Origin of the sequence: Helicobacter bilis (assembly GCF_900198365.1) — a bacterium.
GTDB classification, from domain to species: domain Bacteria; phylum Campylobacterota; class Campylobacteria; order Campylobacterales; family Helicobacteraceae; genus Helicobacter_A; species Helicobacter_A bilis_B.
The window spans coordinates 1-17,395 of sequence record NZ_FZMS01000036.1; the positions used below are offsets into that span (position 1 = coordinate 1).

Genomic DNA, 17,395 nt, shown 5'->3' on the forward strand with positions numbered 1-17,395 from the left:
GTGTTAATTTGTGGTTTTTTGTGAAGTGTGGGGTATTATAGCATAAAGTTTTGTGTTAATTGTGTTTTTGGGATTTTGTAAGAATCTAAGTTGCATTTTTTGCTATTAAGCATTAAGTATTTAAAACACTATACACACAATAATAAAAAGCAATATGCACTAATCCTAGAACACATTATTTTTAATAATACCAAATAAATACCAAATAAATACTTAGTTTTTTGCTATAATCATGGCTTTATTTTACGCAGAATGATAAACTGCAAGTAAGGAGATTATATGAAAACTAGCACAAAACTAATGGCAAAGACAGCGTTGATAGTAGGCTTATGTGTGCCTATAACACTATTAGCAAATGGAGATATGTTGCATATGAATACACAAAGTATAGGGCAAAAAGGTGGCGTAGCAGTGAATCTTATAGGCGATTGGCGTGTAAGTCTTATTGAAATAGATGGTGCATTTACTCGTGTGCCAGAGCAAGCAGAGGGTGTATCTATGCAGACTAGTAGCAATCAAATAGCAGGTATCGCAGGTTGTAATAACTTTATGTCGCCCTACACTCTCTCTGCGAATAAGCAACAAATTACAATTAGTGAAGGTGCAAGCACGAGAAAAATGTGTCATCCAGAAGAAGTTATGCGTTTTGAAGATTCTTTCTTGCGTTTGTTAAATGGCACATTTATGATTGAGAAAAACTTTGAGGGCATTACGCTTGTGCGTGATAATGTGAAAATTTATCTTGTAAAATAGATGTTCGTATAATAGTAGATCTTATGGGCTTTCTAACACATATTTACAATGCTTTTTAAATGTGATAATGTTGTATTACTAATCTTAGCTAGGTAATAAAGGAAGTCATTACGCAAAATTTAGAAACACCATGTTTTAAATCTCCATTGCCATCGCATGTATCAAATGCGATAGATCATAATTGTAAATAATTTACTATACATGTTTCATGGATTCTAGAAACTCTGTTTTTATACCTACAGATTTGCGAGTGCATGGATTTAATTTTTTAAATCCATGCACTCGCAAATCACTCGAAAAATACAAAAAGATTGGTAAAACAATAATTGTAATTCTACTTGCATTAGCGGCAATTGAGACTTTTTAGAATCTCACCACTAAATCCATCTTTTTGTAAATATTGCACAATCTCTTCTTCATAGAGCGGGGCGGCAAGTATAATACACTCAATATCTTCATAAGTTTCCTTGCATGGCTTTGCTACAACTATCTTGGAGTTTTGTAGATATTTGCCATGTTTTCTTGTGTCTAGGTCATAACAGCATACAATTTTTACTCTATTCTCTAAAGTAAGAAAACTTAATAAAGAATTTCCATGCGCACCAGCTCCATATAATGCTATGCGTTTATACTTCGAGATTACGATATTAAGCTTTTGTATCGCATTTTGCATTATCGTATATGTATTTTTGGGTAGCATGGCTGGTGTGTAGTCTTTTACATTTTGTGGTGTTTTCTTTTTAAAAAATAGTCCTAAATGCTGGTTTCTATAAAGCATAAGCGTATCGATATGCTCACATCCCATTGCATTAAAAATATTAATCAATGTAGATTGTTGATAATATCCGCAGTGATCATGAAAGATTTCATAGAATCTTGCATTTTCAAAAAACTCTCTTATATTAGGCACTTCTACATAGATGATACCATCTTGTGCGATTAGCTTTACCACATCTTCTAAAAACTCTCGTGGTGTATCAATGTGTTCTAGCAAATGTCTAAAGACAATGCAGTGAATTTCGTGCTTAATGTGTTTTTGCATAGAAGCTAAATTAAAAAAATCTTGTATGTGTAAGTGATTTGTAGTTTTTGCAAACTCAAGGGATACAAGAGATGGGTCAATGGTGTATAAAAATTCACAATGTTTTGTAAGCTCCATGGCTAAATCGCCACTTCCGGGGGCTATCTCAATGAGATTTACCCCCCCCCCCCCCATAGTAGTAGCACCATTAATAGCGGCACAATGCGATATAATGACATTTTTAATATTCTGTATAGAAGTGTTCATAGAAGTTGAAACAATTTTTCTCGACATATAGCCACTTTTTTGATACTCTTTCCACATAGATTCCCTATCAAAACTTGCGTTAAAGACAAAGCCGCATTCAAAGCATTGCACTAAATCCATTTTAGCTTTACCGCACGCATAATCCTCGTTCGTGCAATCTGTGGCGACTGAATCTAATCTGCTACATGACACAAAAGTATTGTGATGACTAAAGATAGGCTGAAATTGAGAATTTTTGAAACACATTGGACATTTCATGTTATTTCCTTGTATTGAAATCGATTGTATATAAACTACACAATACTGCCAAGCATTATAGTTATACTTTGTGCGGTTTGTATAAATGACTTATTTTATCGCTTGGGCTTAAAGTGGAATCCGAAAAAACATTATAACAATGCTTCAAAACACAGCACAAACATTACTTTTTTTCCATTTCTGTTTATTGTATGGATTTTTCGTAACATTTTTATTTAAAAATTTATTTTTTTGTTTATACTCATAAAAGTTTGCAATTTTAGATTGAAGGATTGGTTATGAATGAAGTGGTTGAAGCAGGACAATGGATACAAAACTACATGCCAGTTGCTGATAATATTTGGCTTAGTGGTTTTGTAGCATTGTTGCCTATTTTATTGTTTTTGGCATGTCTTGTATGGTTTAAGTTAAAAGGATGGCTTGCTGCAAGTCTTACCGTTGGGCTTAGTGCGGTTATTGCCTTTGCTGTGTATGGTATGCCATTCAACATGGTGGCTATGAGCTTTGTGCAAGGGTTTTTGATGGGGCTTTGGCCTATTGCTTGGATTATCATTGCTGCGATATTTTTGTATAAAATCGCTGTGAAGACTGGCTATTTTGAGATTCTAAAAGAGAGTGTAATTGCTGTTACACCAGACCAAAGATTGCAAGTTATTTTGATTGCATTTTGCTTTGGTGCATTTTTGGAGGGAGCTATTGGCTTTGGTGGTCCTGTGGCTATTACTGCGGCATTGCTTGTTGGCTTAGGGCTTCGTCCTTTATATGCTGCGGGTTTATGTATGATTGCAAATACTGCACCGGTTGCCTTTGGGGCGGTTGGGATTCCAATCACTGCGCTTGCAAAGGCGGTGGGACTTGATGCAGGTGATATTGCGGCTATGGTGGGGAGAATGCTTCCACCTTTAACGCTTTTTGTGCCATTTTTCATTGTATTTCTTATGAGTGGATTTAAAGGGGTGAAAGAGACTTTTCCAGCGGTTTTTGTAGCGGCAGTAACTTTTGCAGGTGTGCAGTATTGGAGCTCTAATCACTTGGGACCAGAATTGCCTGATATTATCTCTGCTATTGCGGCGATTGGGGTTACTTCTGTATTCTTAAAGTTTTGGCAACCAGCAAATATTGAAAGAGCTGAAAATAACACAGAATCTAGCATTGCAGTAAAGCAGTATCCACTCTCGCAAATAATTCTTGCGTGGATGCCTTTTATCCTTTTGGTTCTTACAATCGGCTTGTGGCAAATGCCATTTTTTGCAGATTTATTTAAACCCGGAAATGCACTAGCTAGCACAAATATTGTATGGACTATACCCGGTCTTGATCAGCTTATTATACAACAAGCCCCTATTGTTGCAAACCCAACAGCACTTGGGGCAGATTGGAAATGGCTTATTATCCAGAATCCGGGCACTGCAATCTTACTTGCTGCACTGCTTAGTATCATTGTGCTTCGTGCAAATGCAACACAAGTTATAGAATCTGCAAGTGAGACGATTAAAGAAATGTCTATCCCAGTGCTTACCATTGGACTTGTATTAGCCTTTGCTATCATTTCTAAAAATAGCGGTCAAGCTGCTACAATGGGATTAGCCCTAGCCCATACTGGCTCACTCTTCCCATTTTTCTCGCCTTTTATTGGTTGGGTAGGGGTATTCTTAACCGGTAGTGATACAAGCTCGAATCTACTCTTTGGTCCATTACAACAAGTTACTGCTAAAGCCCTTGATATGCCTGAAGTGCTTTTCATGGCGGCAAATACGGTTGGCGGTGTCGTAGGTAAGATGATAAGCCCACAAAGCATAGCTATCGCATGTGCTGCGGTAGGTCTTGTAGGTAGGGAATCTGAACTCTTTAGATTCACTCTTAAATATTCTATTGGCTTTGTTGTATTCATTGGTATTTGGACTGCGACTATTGCATACATAATACCGGGCATTATTGTCGGCTAAATCCCTTGTATTTTACGCTTAGACTTTATTAAAAAGTCTTTGTAAAAAGTAAGCAAAAGATTCTAAAAAAGCAGTATTTTTTGAAATATAAGGTATCATTTCAAAAAATACATAGCAAAGAAACTACATGAGTGTATTAAAAGCAGAAAATCTAAGTAAATCTATCAAAAAAACAAGAATTGTAGAAAGCATTACACTTGAAGTGCATAGTGGCGAGGTCGTTGGATTGCTTGGTCCAAATGGTGCGGGTAAAACAACGACTTTTTATATGATTTGCGGTTTGCTTGAGCCAAGTGGTGGCAAGGTGTTTTTAGATAATAATGATATTTCTGCAAAGCCCCTGCATGAGAGAAGTCATTTAGGTATTGGCTATTTGCCGCAAGAATCTAGCATTTTTAAGGATTTAAGTGTAGAAGACAATCTTTTATTAGCCGCTCAAAGTGCCTTTAAAAGCAAAAAAGAGCAAGAAAATCGCATTGAAGTCATGCTAGAAGCCTTTAATATTGAAACAATCAGGGATAGAAAAGGTGTAAGCCTTAGTGGTGGCGAGAGAAGACGCGTAGAGATTGCTAGGGCTTTGATTAAGAATCCTAAATTTATCTTGCTTGATGAGCCATTTGCTGGTGTAGATCCTATCGCTGTGCTTGACATTCAAAAGATTATACAAACTTTAGTTGAAATGGATATTGGCGTATTAATCACTGATCATAATGTCCGCGAAACGCTTGGGGTATGTCATCGTGCTTATGTGATTAAAAGCGGTGCGTTATTTGCAAGTGGCAAGGCTGAAGAAATTTATGAGAATCCTTTGGTGAGAAAATACTACTTAGGCGAAAATTTTAAAGCATAAAGATTCTATAATTAATAAAAGGAAAAAGATGAATGAATTAAGACATTTAGCAGTCGTTATGGATGGCAATAGACGATGGGCTAGAAAGAATGGAATCTTAGAGAAAATAGGCTATTTACATGGGGCAAATACAATACAAAAAGTGATTGAAGTCTGTATTGAAGAGGGCATTAAACACTTAACACTTTTTGCTTTTAGCACAGAGAATTGGCAGCGACCACAAGAAGAGATTGACTATCTTTTTAAGTTATTAAAAAAATATCTTGATGAAAGCCTTGAGAGATTCTTAAGCAATGATGTGAGATTTAAAGCGATTGGACAGCTAGACAAACTTAGCCAAGATTTACGCAAAGATATTGCAGACTTTGAAGAGCAAACAAAACACTGCAAAACCTTATGTGTGAATGTCGCTATATCTTATGGGGCAAAAGATGAGATTGTGCGTGCGGTTAAAAGAGTGGTGGATAAGAAGTTAGAGATTACAGAAGAAAATATCAGCGCAAACCTTGATATTAGCGAAGATGTGGATTTATTACTCCGTGTTGGCAGTGCTTCAAGAATCTCAAACTTTTTATTATGGCAATGTGCGTATGCAGAGATATTTTTCAGCAAAACACTTTTTCCGGGTTTAACTAAAAAAGAATGCAAAAGAATTATTGATGACTTTAAACACAGAAAGAGAACTTTTGGGAAGTGAATAATTTAATAGATTAAATCAGAGATAAAAAGGGGATAGCTATATTAATTTTCTTGCTATACGACTTCTCTTTATGATTAAGATTATATGAATATCATAAATTCTATGAATGAAATAAAAGATTTTAAAGTGACTAGATTCTAAATTTTATTAGTGTATATCGCAATTTGGTGTATTGCGAAATAAAGTATTATCAAGGTGCGTTAAATAACACCTTGACTTTCTAGGGATATATTCTCTCCCTGTTTGAAGATTTCAATCATGAAACTCAAAGTCTAAATCCAAGAAGCTTCTTTTGTGCTGACCCTTATTGTTAGCACAAAGGCATATTGTTTATAACCCAATTAAGTGAGTCTTCAAAACCCAAACGATTATCTCAAAGCATAAACATATCTTAAAAAAAGACCTCCAAATCATACCAACCCTTAATTAGCATAATTGACATGTTGTTTATGGTTTAAAGGCGTTTTCCTAACATAAACAACAGCATTATAAGACACAATAAAAGACTATGTCTTAAATTATCTATCACCAACTCTCAATACCATATTCACGCACAAGAGCGCCATATCCTTGACTAAGTAGTGCAAGTCTTAATTTCCTCAAACTCTGCTTTATCCGCCGGATCATGTTTATCTTTCAGTGCTTTTGCCTTTTTTGCTAACTCTCTTGCATGTGCCGCATCTCTAATTGTCATAATGACCTCCTTATATTAAAAAAATCTGCCAAATTTGGCATTTCGGCATTCTACAAAAAAACAAGTCAAGCAAAAATATAAATACGATAAATAATCCCAAGAGGCTAATGTATCGCACATATATTTCATTCTAAATTTTGCAGTTTTTATGTTTTTATTAGACATAAATGAGTAAAATACCAAAATATTTTTTAGTAGAAGGATAGCAATGACAATTGAAATGGGCGATCTTAAAAAAGGTTTGAAAATCGAAATCGATGGAATCCCTTATAGAATCACAGAGTATCAGCATGTAAAGCCGGGTAAAGGTCCTGCATTTGTGCGAGTGAAGATTAAAAGCTTTTTAGATGGCAAGGTAATTGAAAAAACTTTTCATGCGGGTGATAAATGTGAAACGCCAAATATTATTGAAAAAGGCATGCAATATCTCTATCATGATGGTGAGCTGTATCAGTTTATGGATAATGAGACTTATGAGCAAGTGGGCTTAAGTGAAGATCAGGTTGGCGATAGTGCAAAATGGCTTTTAGATAGCATGAATGTGAGCGTTCTGCTTTATAATGACAAGGCGATATCGGTTAATGTCCCACAAATAGTTGAGCTAAAGATAGTAGAAACTCCGCCAAATTTTAAAGGCGATACTTCAAGTGCAGGTAAAAAACCAGCGGCCTTAGAGACAGGTGCGGTAGTGCAGATTCCATTCCATGTATTAGAGGGTGAGACAATACGGGTGAATACAGAGACAGGTGAGTATATAGAAAAGGTTAAGTAGGTTATGAATTTCTCACTAGATACTTTGCTTCCTTTGTTGCAACGAGATTTTTTTATGCGAGTTGTGCTTGCAAGTGTGGAGGTTGTACGCCTTTTACATACGCAAGATTCAATATTGCATGAGAGTTTTGGTGTTGGTGCAGGTGGCGATCGTAGTAGTGGGGCAGATTTACTTGCGGAATCTATATTTTCTAAATTTTTATTGCCACATTATCATATTGATTCTGAAGAAAGTGGATTATTAAAAGGCGACAATAATGCGAGAGGCACGATTGTGCTAGACCCACTTGATGGCAGTAGTAACTTTAAGTCAAACATTCCATATTTTGGTGCGAGTGTAGCCTTGTGTGATGAGAATGGTAGAGTGTGTGAGGCTTGTGTGGTGAATTATATCTCATGTGAGATAGCCTATCTTAATGATGATTTATTAGCTATTACAAAAATGCCTTGTATATTTAGTTTGCAAACTTTTATTGCAGATTTACAACCAGAATATATTATATATGCAAGCACTGCAAAAAAGCCAACTTCTATGCACTCATGCTATATACCATGTAATTTTACAAGGCTTTTGCAAAATAGCAATACCGCAAAAAAAGATGTCTTTATAGCAAATGCGTGTGATGCGATTAGAGGGTCTGCACAATATCTTCCAGCATTTGATACAAACTTTTTACATGCAATGTTTGCTAGTCAAATACTCATTTTTAGACCGCAAAAAGTTATCACAGAAAAGCTTGAATGTGGTATATTTGAAAAGGCTATGCAGCATGCTAAATGGGCGTCTTTTTTAGCAGAAAGCGGTTTGAAATTCCGCAGTCTTGGGGCTATTGCCCTAAGCCTTGCATTTAGTTTTCGCTATCTATTTGTGCTTTTGCCAACGCAGGTTAGAAAATATGATGGTATGGCAGGATTCTATCTAGCTCAAAATCAAATCATCTATGGCAATTTAGAATCTTATCATAAGGCTGTACCGGCACTAAAGGAATGCAAGGAAGTGATTTCTCATATTTTAATTACAACAGATTCAGATATTGTTGATAAATTTAAAGGAAGGTAAAATGGGTTTTTCAGATTTTTTTAAAAACTTTAAACGAGAAGATTCTAGAGATAGAAAAGATGCAGTCCAACATTGGACAAAATGTCCTAGCTGCGGTGCGGTTATGTATAATAAAGAAGTGATTGAGAGTTCTTATGTGTGTTCGAAATGTTCCCATCATTTTAGAATCAACGCACAAGATAGACTGAATCTTATTTGTGATTCTGATACTTTTATTGAATACGACAATGATTTAGCTCCAAACGATCCCCTTGCATTTGTGGATAAAAAAAGCTATACAAAAAGAATTGAAGAGGGCTTTGCAAAGACAAAGAGAAAAAGTGCGGTTATCTCGGGGGAAGCCCTTATACATGGCAAAGAAGCACAGATTGTAATCTTTGATTTTTCATTCATGGGCGGTAGCTTAGGAAGCGTTGAGGGTGAAAAGATTGTAAGAGCAATCAATCGTGCTATTAGCAAAAAGCAAGGCTTAATCATTGTATCTACAAGTGGTGGTGCTAGAATGCAAGAATCTACCTATTCACTCATGCAAATGGCAAAGACTTCAGCGGCATTAGGCAAACTTGCTGAAGCAAAACTACCTTATATCTCTGTGCTAACTGACCCTACTTTCGGGGGTGTTTCAGCATCATTTGCATTTTTAGGGGATATAATCATTGCAGAACCGGGTGCTATGATAGGCTTTGCAGGGGCAAGGGTTATCAAGCAAACAATTGGCACAGATTTACCAGAGGGCTTTCAAACTGCAGAGTTTTTGCTTGAACATGGATTAATAGATATGATTGTATCGCGTAAAGATTTGAAGCATACCTTAAGCGATCTTATTAAAATGCTTGTGCCTTATGAAAATACATATATATACAATTCATAAAAATGAAATGTTAGGGGATATAATGCAGTATTATAGCAAGGCTTGCAAGGGATTTGGTGCGACACTAAGCTTTTTTAATCTCTTTAATAAAAAGATACAAGAAGCACAAAAGCAAGATTCTAATATCGCAAAGCAAAGCTATACAATGGCATTTTCTAAACATTTTGATAGGCAGAGTATTTTGCTAGATTCTGGTGGAGAAAGGCAAGATTCAATAGAATTTAGCAACATGATAGAATCTTATAGCACACAAAGTGGCATTGTAAAATTTTTTATTGCAGGGGCATTTGGCTTTGAAAAAGAAGTATTAAAACAGCATAAAACAATCAGTCTAAGCACATTAACTTTTAGCCATGAAATCGCAAAAATTGTGCTTTTAGAACAGATTTATCGCTCACTGAGTATTATTAATAAACACCCATATCATAAGCTTTAGTAAGGAAAAAGAATGCGTGATGAAGATTTGTTGTCACTAAGGCAAACATTAGAAAAACGATTAGAATATTTAGATGGATTAAGCTTAAACCTACATAAGAGCTTACAAGAAATGAGTGCGTTAAAACTCAATGAAAATGCAGATATCATCTCCACACAATCACAACTGCGATTTGATGATTCCATGTTAGAACGCAATCAAAAAGAGATGAAAGAAATCAGTGCGTCTCTTGCAAAGTTTGATGATGGAATCTATGGCATTTGTGAAATGTGTGAAGATGAAATTGGCATTGAGAGATTGCAGGCAAAACCGCATGCAAGATTCTGTATCAATTGTCGCGAGATTTATGAAAAAAGCGAAAAGCAAAAGGAGAGAACATGAAGATTCGGTATTTTTTTAGTTTTGCGTTATTGTTTTTGGTGCTTGTTGGTGCTTATGCATTCTATATTAGCACGGATTATTATACGCTTCAAAATACGCTTTTAGTGGAGTTTAGCATAACTTTACCTGTTGCATTATGGATATGTTTGCCTGCAGTATGTTTATTTGTGCTTGCCTTGCTTTTTATGAGTTTTGCATCACTTGTGCAAAAGTTTAAAAGCATGACTTTACATAGAGATATTGAGAAGATTTTCACACAGATTCAAGAACAAATGTTAGGGAATCCTGTAAGAGAGAGAGTATTTTCAAACACAGAGTTAAAGACACTTTCAAAGACTTTGCAGAGATTTATTTTATTGCCCGATACAAAATCACATAGCACAAATTATGAAAAAATAGATTCCATATTTAATAGCCTTAAAGAAATAGAAGATGGTAAAAATGATCCTAAAATACGATTAAATCCACTACACCCACTCTATAATCTCAATGCAAAAAATGCTATCAAAGATGATTCTCAAAAAGCATTTGATACACTGAAACAAGACTTTAATAAAGATTCCATAGGACAGAATCTGTATATGCAAAATGAAGCACAAGCAATTTATGATAAAGCATGGGAAGTTTTACTGAATGGGCAACAAAAGGTCTTGCAGAAAGCATTGAATCTAGATAAAAATCATCTCACATACACTACACTTCTAGGGCTTGTGAAAACATGTGCTAAAGGCAACATCAACATACAAAAAGATATGATAATACAAACATGCAAAAAAGTAAGCATGAATGAGAGAAAATATCTAGGATTAGCCATTGCTATATGCGAATTATTACGACAAGATAATATTAATTTCTGGCTTAGTGTTTTTGAATCTTTAAGCAAAGAAGTAGAACAAAGCGTATTAGCCTACTTTTATATATTGCTTGAAGTCGGCAAAACAAGCGAGGCAATGGATTTAAAACAGCAATATCCAAAAGATGACTTCCTGCCTGTAAGTGCATTTAGCACATTGAAAGAAAAAGGCTATCCATTACTTGTATTCTTTGACCCGCTTTTATATCGAGCAAGAAAGCAAGAAAAAGTGCCAACAGAAAATGTAACTATGAAGCAAATAGATTATGTGAATCATTAGAATCTAGTCGCATGCTTTTTGTAGAGTTCAAGTGCATTTTTATTAAACAAAATTTGCTAGAATACAAGCGATAATAATTATTTATTATCGTTTAATATTTTTTTAAGGAGACATTATGTTAGTAACAAGAAAAGCCCCAGATTTTACTGCTCCAGCTGTATTAGCAAATGGTAGTATTGTAAATGATTTTGAATTAAGTAAAAATTTAGGCAAAAATGGTGCAGTCCTATTTTTCTGGCCCAAAGACTTTACTTTTGTATGCCCTAGTGAAATCATCGCTATGGATAAGAGAGTGAAGGCTTTTAATGAACGCGGTGTGAATGTAATCGGTGTATCTATTGACTCTGATGTTGTGCATTTTGCATGGAGAAACACACCGGTAAATGAGGGTGGTATAGGACAAGTTAGCTTCCCTATGGTATCTGATATTACAAAGCAGATTTCAAGAGATTATGATGTGCTATTTGGTGGTGCGGTTGCATTACGCGGTAGCTTTATCATTGATGAGAATCAAATCGTGCGACATGCAACAATCAATGACTTGCCACTTGGTAGAAATATGGACGAATATTTGCGTTTAGTTGATGCGATTTTATTCCATAAAGAACACGGCGAAGTATGTCCTGCTGGCTGGCAAAAAGGCGATAAAGGTATGAAAGCTACTGCTGAAGGTGTTAAAGAATATCTTTTGCAAAATAGTGCTAAACTTTAATCTAAGCATTTTTCAAACCATTCCCATCTAAGCAGAATGGCTCAAGTCTATCACAAGATTTGAGCCATTTATCTTTCTCTCTTGCAATATCTTCATCTCCATCACAAGTTTTTCTCACTTGTTTTTGATATAATTTCTACTTAGAATCTTATATGAGATTGGTCTATATCTAAATTATCTTAAGGAAGTTATAAATGAATATTGTTATCCCAATGGCTGGGCTTGGTTCTCGCTTTGCAAAGGCTGGATTTATAAATCCAAAACCACTCATTGATGTAATGGGTAAGCCAATGATTGTGCGTGTTTTAGAGAATCTTTATTATTCAAATGCAAACTATATTCTCATCGCACGAAATGAATATCTAGCAAAGACACAACAGGTTATACAAGAGTTACTGCCTAATATGAATGTAAAACTTATTGGTATAGATAAGCTTACAGAAGGCAGTGTTTGCACGATTTTATACGCACATAGATATGTGAATAATGACACACCACTACTCATTGCAAATACCGATCAAATCATAGAACACAATATTGCTGATTTCATTAATGATTGTAAGCAAAGAAGACTTTGTGGCTCTATACTCACTTTTGAGGACAAAGAGAAAAATCCAAAATGGTCGTTTGCAAAAATACAAGATAATTTAGTTGTAGAAGTGAAAGAAAAAGTAGCTATCTCCACACATGCTACCGTTGGGATTTATCTTTTTATGCGCGGAAAGTTGTTTGTTGATAGTGCGATTGATATGATTATAGCAAATGAACGCGTTAATAATGAATTTTATACTTGTCCTGTTTATAATTACGCAATAAAATCTGGTGCAAAAATCGGAATCTATAATATAGAATCTAACGCCATGCATGGTATTGGCACACCCGAAGATCTAGCCTTGTATGAAGAGTATTGTAAAAATAAGAGGCTTTAAAATCATTAAATATAACGATTTCGCGTATTCAAAATTGGAATGCAAGAATGCTTGTTAATATTGCTCTTTGGCAGAAAGTACGGGTAAAAATGTTACGCAATAAAATACATTTGTTTTTTATGTTTATTTTTATCTCACTTAATAAAGCCAACCTTCCGCTATATAGATATTAATGAAATAAGCAGCCCGAAAAAAATATTTACTTTTATACTACAAATAGCTTTATCTTACCCAAACAGCATCGCAAATTAATGGGTTAGATTAAAAGTTTTGCAAATTTCATGAAAGACTTATAGAATTAAAAATAATGCTAAGTTATTTAAGTTTATGAGTTTAAAGCTTTTTAGCTAGACAATGGCTTTTTAAAACCCTTGTTAGATACACATTTGTGTTTATAGCGATTAAAGCTATATTCTAAGTTTTACTATAAAACAAAGCTATGTTATTGGATTTAGGTAAAAACAGATAAATCTATTATGTAATATTTATCTTTGAAAGCAAATACAGCTGATAGTAGCACAGCGATAACTATAAAGCAGCGGTTCTTAACCATACATTCACCTTCAAACTTATCTAAAATCATAAACAAATAACACGCAAAAGATTCTACCGCAAGGCTTGATACGCAATGTCTTTTCTGTAATGTTTGCCTTTAAAATCTATCTTTTCTACAAGTTTATAAGCATTATCTCTAGCTTCTTGTAAGCTTTTGCCTTTACCAATGGCAACTATGCTTCTTCCGCTATTTGCATACAAAATAGAATCTTTTAAGCTTGTATTTGCAAATACGAGATGTCCATATTCTGTATTTATATCTTTTGGATTTATATCATTAAAAGTTATTTTTGCTGGATAATCGCTTGATTTAAAATCTTGTGCGTAATCGCTACTAGTCATTACCACACATACAACACAAATATCATTAAAGAGAATCGACTCTAAACTCTCGCCCTTAGCATAGCTATACATAAGCTCTAGGGCTGAAGTCTTTAAAAGTGGCATTAAGACTTCGCATTCTGGATCACCAAAACGCACATTATATTCAAGTAAGTATGGCTCACCTTTTACCACCATAATCCCTGCAAATATTACGCCTTTATAGGGTGTGCCATTCTCTTTTAGTGCGTTAAAGGTTGGAGTTAGAATCTTATCTTTAATCTTTTCTTCTAAGTCCTTATTATAGAGTTTTTGAGGCAGGTTTGTATAAGCACCCATACCGCCTGTATTTGGTCCTTTATCATTATCAAATAATCTTTTATGGTCTTGACATGCTGGTAATACTACATAATCATTTCCATTACTTAAAGCAAATACAGATAACTCATAACCATCTAAAAACTCTTCAATAACGACTTCTTTCCCTGCATCACCAAAGAGTTTGCCTTGAAGCATAAGTAATAACTGCTTCTTTGCCTCTTCTTTAGAATCTAGTATAAGCACACCTTTGCCACCACAAAGCCCGCTTGCTTTAAGCACGATAGGTAAGGGCAGGGCGTCTATAAAGCTATATCCTGTCTCTATATTGTTTAGTGTGATTTCCTTATATCTTGCGGTAGGAATGTTTAGCTTATGAATAAAGCTTTTCATATAGGCTTTTGAGCCTTCAAGCCTTGCGTTTGCATAACTTGGACCAAAGACTAGAATATTATTAGATTCTAAAAAATCACTCACACCTTGCATGAGTGGGGCTTCTGGTCCTATGATAACAAAGTCTATATTATGTGTTTTTATATGTGTTAATAATTCATCATGGTTTTTATAGCTAAAATGTCCTGCATTGAAAAATAGCGTTGCGGCTGGATTCTCTGGAGTGAAAAAGATTTTATTTACTTTTTTATCTTGCTGCAAGGTTAGGGCTATGCTGTATTCTCTCCCGCCATTGCCGATAATTAAAACATTGATTGATTGTAGTGTATTATATGAGTTTTGCAAAATATGCCTTTGTGTTAGAATCTTATACCCAAAGATCCGCTACTCTCGTGTATTGTGTAAGCCCAACTAAAGCTACAACAAATAGGGTCTTGCGAGTTAATTAGGCGGCAGATCTTAAGGCTTATAAAGCCCTTCACTATAAAAATAGAACAGAAATACCGACACACATAGCTCTAAAGCGTAACCCAAAAATATATTTTAAATAGACTACCAATTATAAAAAAGAAACACGAAACCTCTAGGCAGCAAAATTATAGCAAGTTTTCGCTAAAATTCATTTATTAATTTTGTGTTAAGGAAACAAATGGAGTTGCTTTATCATTTTTGTATTTTACATGATTATATGCGGCTTGATAACGCATTGCAGGAGATTCTAAAGATTTCACGCTCACAAGCTAGTCAATGGATAGAATCTAATCTTGTAAAAATGAATGAAAAAGATACAAAAAAATCACAGATTCTAAAAAAAGGCGCTTGTATTGAAATCTATACAATAAAAAATACTTCAAAAGCAATAAACACAGATGAGTTAATACAAGGGCTAGATATAGAAGTGATATATGAAAATAGCGATTATCTTATCCTTAATAAGCCAAGAAATCTAGTAGTCCATCAAGCCCCAAGTGTGAAAGAAGCTACATTGACTGATTATTTAAGTGCGAAGAATTATGAGCTATCAACGATTAATGGAGAAATGAGATTTGGTATCGTGCATAGGCTTGATAAGGATACAAGCGGTGCGATTTTAGTAGCAAAGAATAATGCTAGTCATTTGCGTTTTGCTGAAATGCTACAAAATCGCACAATGGGTAGAATCTATATTTGTGTGATTAATAAAGCATTGCAACATAACACTTTTGTAGAATGCTATATGGGGAGAAATCCTAATAATCGCTTGAAAATGGCAAAGCTTGATAAAGAAAAATATCCATTCGCAAGAGATTCTAAAAGTGAGTTTAGAAAGATTATGGAGAGTAAAAATGGGGTATTTGAGCTTATTGGTGTGCGGCTTTTTAGCGGCAGGACACATCAAATACGGGTGCATTTAAGCACTTTGCAACGCTATATCTATGGTGATATGCTATATAGCCCAGAAAATCTAAAAAGCACATATAAGACAAAAATGCTACTACACGCACAGCTACTTTATTTTGATGAAAATGTTTTTAGTGCAAAAATGCCTAAAGATTTGCTAAAATTTCTAAGTGAAAACTTTATCGACCATGAAAGTAAGCTAGAAGCATTTTTATCTCAATGGCAAGATGAATTAAGAAAAATTGCAAGAAACTAGATTCTAAATACGAAATATTACAAGGAGCATAGTATATGATTTATGTATATAGACAATGCCTTATTATGTTATTTTTATTATTGCATGTGGTGGTATTTTCTGCATGTTCAAGTTCAAAAATCTTTAGTTTTATTGGTATAAAAGATGAGATAGATCCTAATTTACCTGTGGTTAAAACCTTTCGTGCATTGCCTGATGTAACCTCTGTTGGCTTTGAGTGGAAAACACCAGAAGATACAACAAATATTGATGGCTATGTGATTTATCGCGAGAATAAAAAGAAGGAATTTGAGACAATCGCTGTCATAAAAAATGCCTTTTCAACGCATTATTATGATGATAAGCTAGAACCACAAACTGAATATACCTATGCGATTGCAGCAGTAGGAAAAGATTCTAAAGTATCAAAGAAAAGCACACCACTAAAAGTAAAAACTTCTTTTATAGATCCTGTGAGCTTTGTATATGCCTCGCAAGATTACGCACAAAAGATTAAGATTTTTTGGAGTCCTAGTCCAAATCCTATTGTAAAGAACTATATTATTGAAAAGCAAGAGAAGCAAGGAAAATTCATTGCCATTGGTTCGACAACAAATCGCATGTTAGTAGAATTTTTTGATAGAAATATAGAAAATGGAGCAGAGCATACCTACAGAGTTATAGCACAAAGTCATGATGGCACAAAATCCGTGCCAAGTCAGCTAGTAGTCGGCAAAACAAGGGAATTGCCGCCTGTTGTAGCAGGCATTAAAACCACGCAAAATAGAATGCGTGAAATTTGGCTAGAATGGGATAAGAGTGCGTCCAAAGATGTGATTGGCTATAATGTGTATGTATCAAATACTCTAAATGATAATTATAGAAAAATCGCTTTTGTAACAAGGGAATCTTATACTGACAAGATAGATTCACACGGGGCTATAAGATATTATAAAGTCAGTGCGATTGATAAATATAAACTGGAATCAAACTTGCAAGAAAATGGCGTTGGCGGACAGACACTTCCACCACCACTTGCACCAAATCTAACAAAAGGTGCGATAGAAAATACAAGTGCAATAATCGCATGGGAAGGAGCAAGTGATAATCGTTCAACAAGCTATATTATATATCGTAGTGGCAGTGATGGCTCAAACAATAAATTTAATCAAGCACAACACACAAGCTTCACCGACAAGGATATAAAAGAGGGTGTAAGCTATACTTATCATGTTGTAGGTGTGGATAAATATGGTATAGAATCTACTCGAAGCAGACAAGTTACCCTGCAACTTGCACCACAACCAACAGCACCAAATATACCAGTTTTACAACCAGCACAACCTGTATCGCCAGAGCCACAAAATGCAAATACAGCTAAGCAAGATTCAGCAAAAAAGTAGAGCTAAAA

Annotated in this window: 16 protein-coding genes; 14 read left to right on the forward strand and 2 right to left on the reverse strand. The window is 34.9% G+C overall.

What is annotated here, in order from left to right; genetic code table 11:
- Nucleotides 1–279: 279 nt before the first annotated feature.
- On the forward strand, nucleotides 280–753 hold the full coding sequence (locus C6H08_RS05365; protein ID WP_034579757.1) for an META domain-containing protein: 474 nt from the start codon (nucleotides 280–282) through the stop codon (nucleotides 751–753).
- Between the two features lie 343 nt (nucleotides 754–1,096).
- Here the strand turns inward: C6H08_RS05365 and C6H08_RS05370 are convergent, their stop codons facing one another.
- Complete coding sequence (locus C6H08_RS05370; RefSeq protein ID WP_104686128.1) at nucleotides 1,097–2,299, reverse strand: class I SAM-dependent methyltransferase; 1,203 nt, start codon at nucleotides 2,297–2,299, stop codon at nucleotides 1,097–1,099.
- A 278-nt stretch (nucleotides 2,300–2,577) separates the two neighbouring features.
- Between C6H08_RS05370 and C6H08_RS05375 the strand changes: the two genes are divergently transcribed.
- The 11 genes from C6H08_RS05375 (at nucleotide 2,578) to C6H08_RS05425 (ending at nucleotide 12,782) form a co-directional block, all read left to right on the forward strand.
- Nucleotides 2,578–4,245 carry a lactate permease LctP family transporter gene (locus C6H08_RS05375; protein WP_034562283.1) on the forward strand — a complete coding sequence of 556 codons (1,668 nt, stop codon included), beginning with the start codon at nucleotides 2,578–2,580 and terminating at the stop codon, nucleotides 4,243–4,245.
- A 127-nt stretch (nucleotides 4,246–4,372) separates the two neighbouring features.
- Nucleotides 4,373–5,095, forward strand: a complete 723-nt coding sequence (gene lptB / locus C6H08_RS05380) for an LPS export ABC transporter ATP-binding protein (protein ID WP_004086657.1) — start codon at nucleotides 4,373–4,375, stop codon at nucleotides 5,093–5,095.
- Nucleotides 5,096–5,123: 28 nt separating this feature from the next.
- Nucleotides 5,124–5,792, forward strand: coding sequence for a polyprenyl diphosphate synthase (uppS, locus tag C6H08_RS05385; RefSeq protein ID WP_034562284.1), 669 nt, complete (start codon nucleotides 5,124–5,126; stop codon nucleotides 5,790–5,792).
- Between the two features lie 905 nt (nucleotides 5,793–6,697).
- Complete coding sequence (efp, locus tag C6H08_RS05390; protein ID WP_034562285.1) at nucleotides 6,698–7,261, forward strand: elongation factor P; 564 nt, start codon at nucleotides 6,698–6,700, stop codon at nucleotides 7,259–7,261.
- Nucleotides 7,262–7,264: 3 nt separating this feature from the next.
- Nucleotides 7,265–8,320, forward strand: coding sequence for an FIG domain-containing protein (locus C6H08_RS05395; RefSeq protein ID WP_034562286.1), 1,056 nt, complete (start codon nucleotides 7,265–7,267; stop codon nucleotides 8,318–8,320).
- A 1-nt stretch (nucleotide 8,321) separates the two neighbouring features.
- Nucleotides 8,322–9,191 carry an acetyl-CoA carboxylase, carboxyltransferase subunit beta gene (accD, locus tag C6H08_RS05400; protein WP_034562287.1) on the forward strand — a complete coding sequence of 290 codons (870 nt, stop codon included), beginning with the start codon at nucleotides 8,322–8,324 and terminating at the stop codon, nucleotides 9,189–9,191.
- A gap of 22 nt (nucleotides 9,192–9,213) precedes the next feature.
- The gene (locus C6H08_RS05405) at nucleotides 9,214–9,627 is read left to right on the forward strand and encodes a 23S rRNA (pseudouridine(1915)-N(3))-methyltransferase RlmH (RefSeq protein ID WP_034562288.1); all 414 of its coding nucleotides are present in this window, start codon (nucleotides 9,214–9,216) and stop codon (nucleotides 9,625–9,627) included.
- Nucleotides 9,628–9,639: 12 nt separating this feature from the next.
- The gene (locus C6H08_RS05410) at nucleotides 9,640–10,008 is read left to right on the forward strand and encodes a TraR/DksA C4-type zinc finger protein (RefSeq protein ID WP_005218277.1); all 369 of its coding nucleotides are present in this window, start codon (nucleotides 9,640–9,642) and stop codon (nucleotides 10,006–10,008) included.
- Nucleotides 10,005–11,141: a hypothetical protein gene (locus C6H08_RS05415; RefSeq protein WP_034580097.1), complete on the forward strand. Its 1,137-nt coding sequence runs from the start codon at nucleotides 10,005–10,007 to the stop codon at nucleotides 11,139–11,141. Before C6H08_RS05410 ends, C6H08_RS05415 begins: the two co-directional genes overlap by 4 nt.
- 115 nt (nucleotides 11,142–11,256) lie before the next feature.
- Complete coding sequence (locus C6H08_RS05420; protein ID WP_034580098.1) at nucleotides 11,257–11,853, forward strand: peroxiredoxin; 597 nt, start codon at nucleotides 11,257–11,259, stop codon at nucleotides 11,851–11,853.
- A gap of 194 nt (nucleotides 11,854–12,047) precedes the next feature.
- Nucleotides 12,048–12,782 (forward strand): glycosyltransferase family 2 protein, encoded by a 735-nt coding sequence (locus C6H08_RS05425; RefSeq protein WP_034580099.1) that lies wholly within the window; start codon nucleotides 12,048–12,050, stop codon nucleotides 12,780–12,782.
- A 606-nt stretch (nucleotides 12,783–13,388) separates the two neighbouring features.
- Here C6H08_RS05425 and purD read toward each other — a convergent pair.
- On the reverse strand, nucleotides 13,389–14,714 hold the full coding sequence (gene purD / locus C6H08_RS05430; RefSeq protein WP_052100024.1) for a phosphoribosylamine--glycine ligase: 1,326 nt from the start codon (nucleotides 14,712–14,714) through the stop codon (nucleotides 13,389–13,391).
- A 304-nt stretch (nucleotides 14,715–15,018) separates the two neighbouring features.
- On the opposite strand from purD, the gene C6H08_RS05435 reads away from it, so the two are divergent.
- Together C6H08_RS05435 and C6H08_RS05440 are read left to right on the forward strand one after the other, a co-directional pair.
- Nucleotides 15,019–16,005, forward strand: a complete 987-nt coding sequence (locus C6H08_RS05435) for an RluA family pseudouridine synthase (RefSeq protein WP_034562292.1) — start codon at nucleotides 15,019–15,021, stop codon at nucleotides 16,003–16,005.
- 35 nt (nucleotides 16,006–16,040) lie between these two features.
- Nucleotides 16,041–17,387, forward strand: coding sequence for a fibronectin type III domain-containing protein (locus tag C6H08_RS05440; RefSeq protein ID WP_034562293.1), 1,347 nt, complete (start codon nucleotides 16,041–16,043; stop codon nucleotides 17,385–17,387).
- Nucleotides 17,388–17,395: the final 8 nt, after the last annotated feature.

Coding starts and splice junctions, on each gene's coding strand:
- C6H08_RS05420 (WP_034580098.1), top strand. CDS start 11,257: ATGTTAGTAACAAGAAAAGCCCCAGATTTTACTGCTCCAGCTGTATTA.
- C6H08_RS05440 (WP_034562293.1), top strand. CDS start 16,041: ATGATTTATGTATATAGACAATGCCTTATTATGTTATTTTTATTATTG.
- accD (WP_034562287.1), top strand. CDS start 8,322: ATGGGTTTTTCAGATTTTTTTAAAAACTTTAAACGAGAAGATTCTAGA.
- C6H08_RS05415 (WP_034580097.1), top strand. CDS start 10,005: ATGAAGATTCGGTATTTTTTTAGTTTTGCGTTATTGTTTTTGGTGCTT.
- uppS (WP_034562284.1), top strand. CDS start 5,124: ATGAATGAATTAAGACATTTAGCAGTCGTTATGGATGGCAATAGACGA.
- C6H08_RS05375 (WP_034562283.1), top strand. CDS start 2,578: ATGAATGAAGTGGTTGAAGCAGGACAATGGATACAAAACTACATGCCA.
- C6H08_RS05370 (WP_104686128.1), bottom strand. CDS start 2,299: ATGAAATGTCCAATGTGTTTCAAAAATTCTCAATTTCAGCCTATCTTT.
- C6H08_RS05410 (WP_005218277.1), top strand. CDS start 9,640: ATGCGTGATGAAGATTTGTTGTCACTAAGGCAAACATTAGAAAAACGA.
- lptB (WP_004086657.1), top strand. CDS start 4,373: ATGAGTGTATTAAAAGCAGAAAATCTAAGTAAATCTATCAAAAAAACA.
- C6H08_RS05365 (WP_034579757.1), top strand. CDS start 280: ATGAAAACTAGCACAAAACTAATGGCAAAGACAGCGTTGATAGTAGGC.
- C6H08_RS05405 (WP_034562288.1), top strand. CDS start 9,214: ATGCAGTATTATAGCAAGGCTTGCAAGGGATTTGGTGCGACACTAAGC.
- C6H08_RS05425 (WP_034580099.1), top strand. CDS start 12,048: ATGAATATTGTTATCCCAATGGCTGGGCTTGGTTCTCGCTTTGCAAAG.
- efp (WP_034562285.1), top strand. CDS start 6,698: ATGACAATTGAAATGGGCGATCTTAAAAAAGGTTTGAAAATCGAAATC.
- C6H08_RS05435 (WP_034562292.1), top strand. CDS start 15,019: ATGGAGTTGCTTTATCATTTTTGTATTTTACATGATTATATGCGGCTT.
- C6H08_RS05395 (WP_034562286.1), top strand. CDS start 7,265: ATGAATTTCTCACTAGATACTTTGCTTCCTTTGTTGCAACGAGATTTT.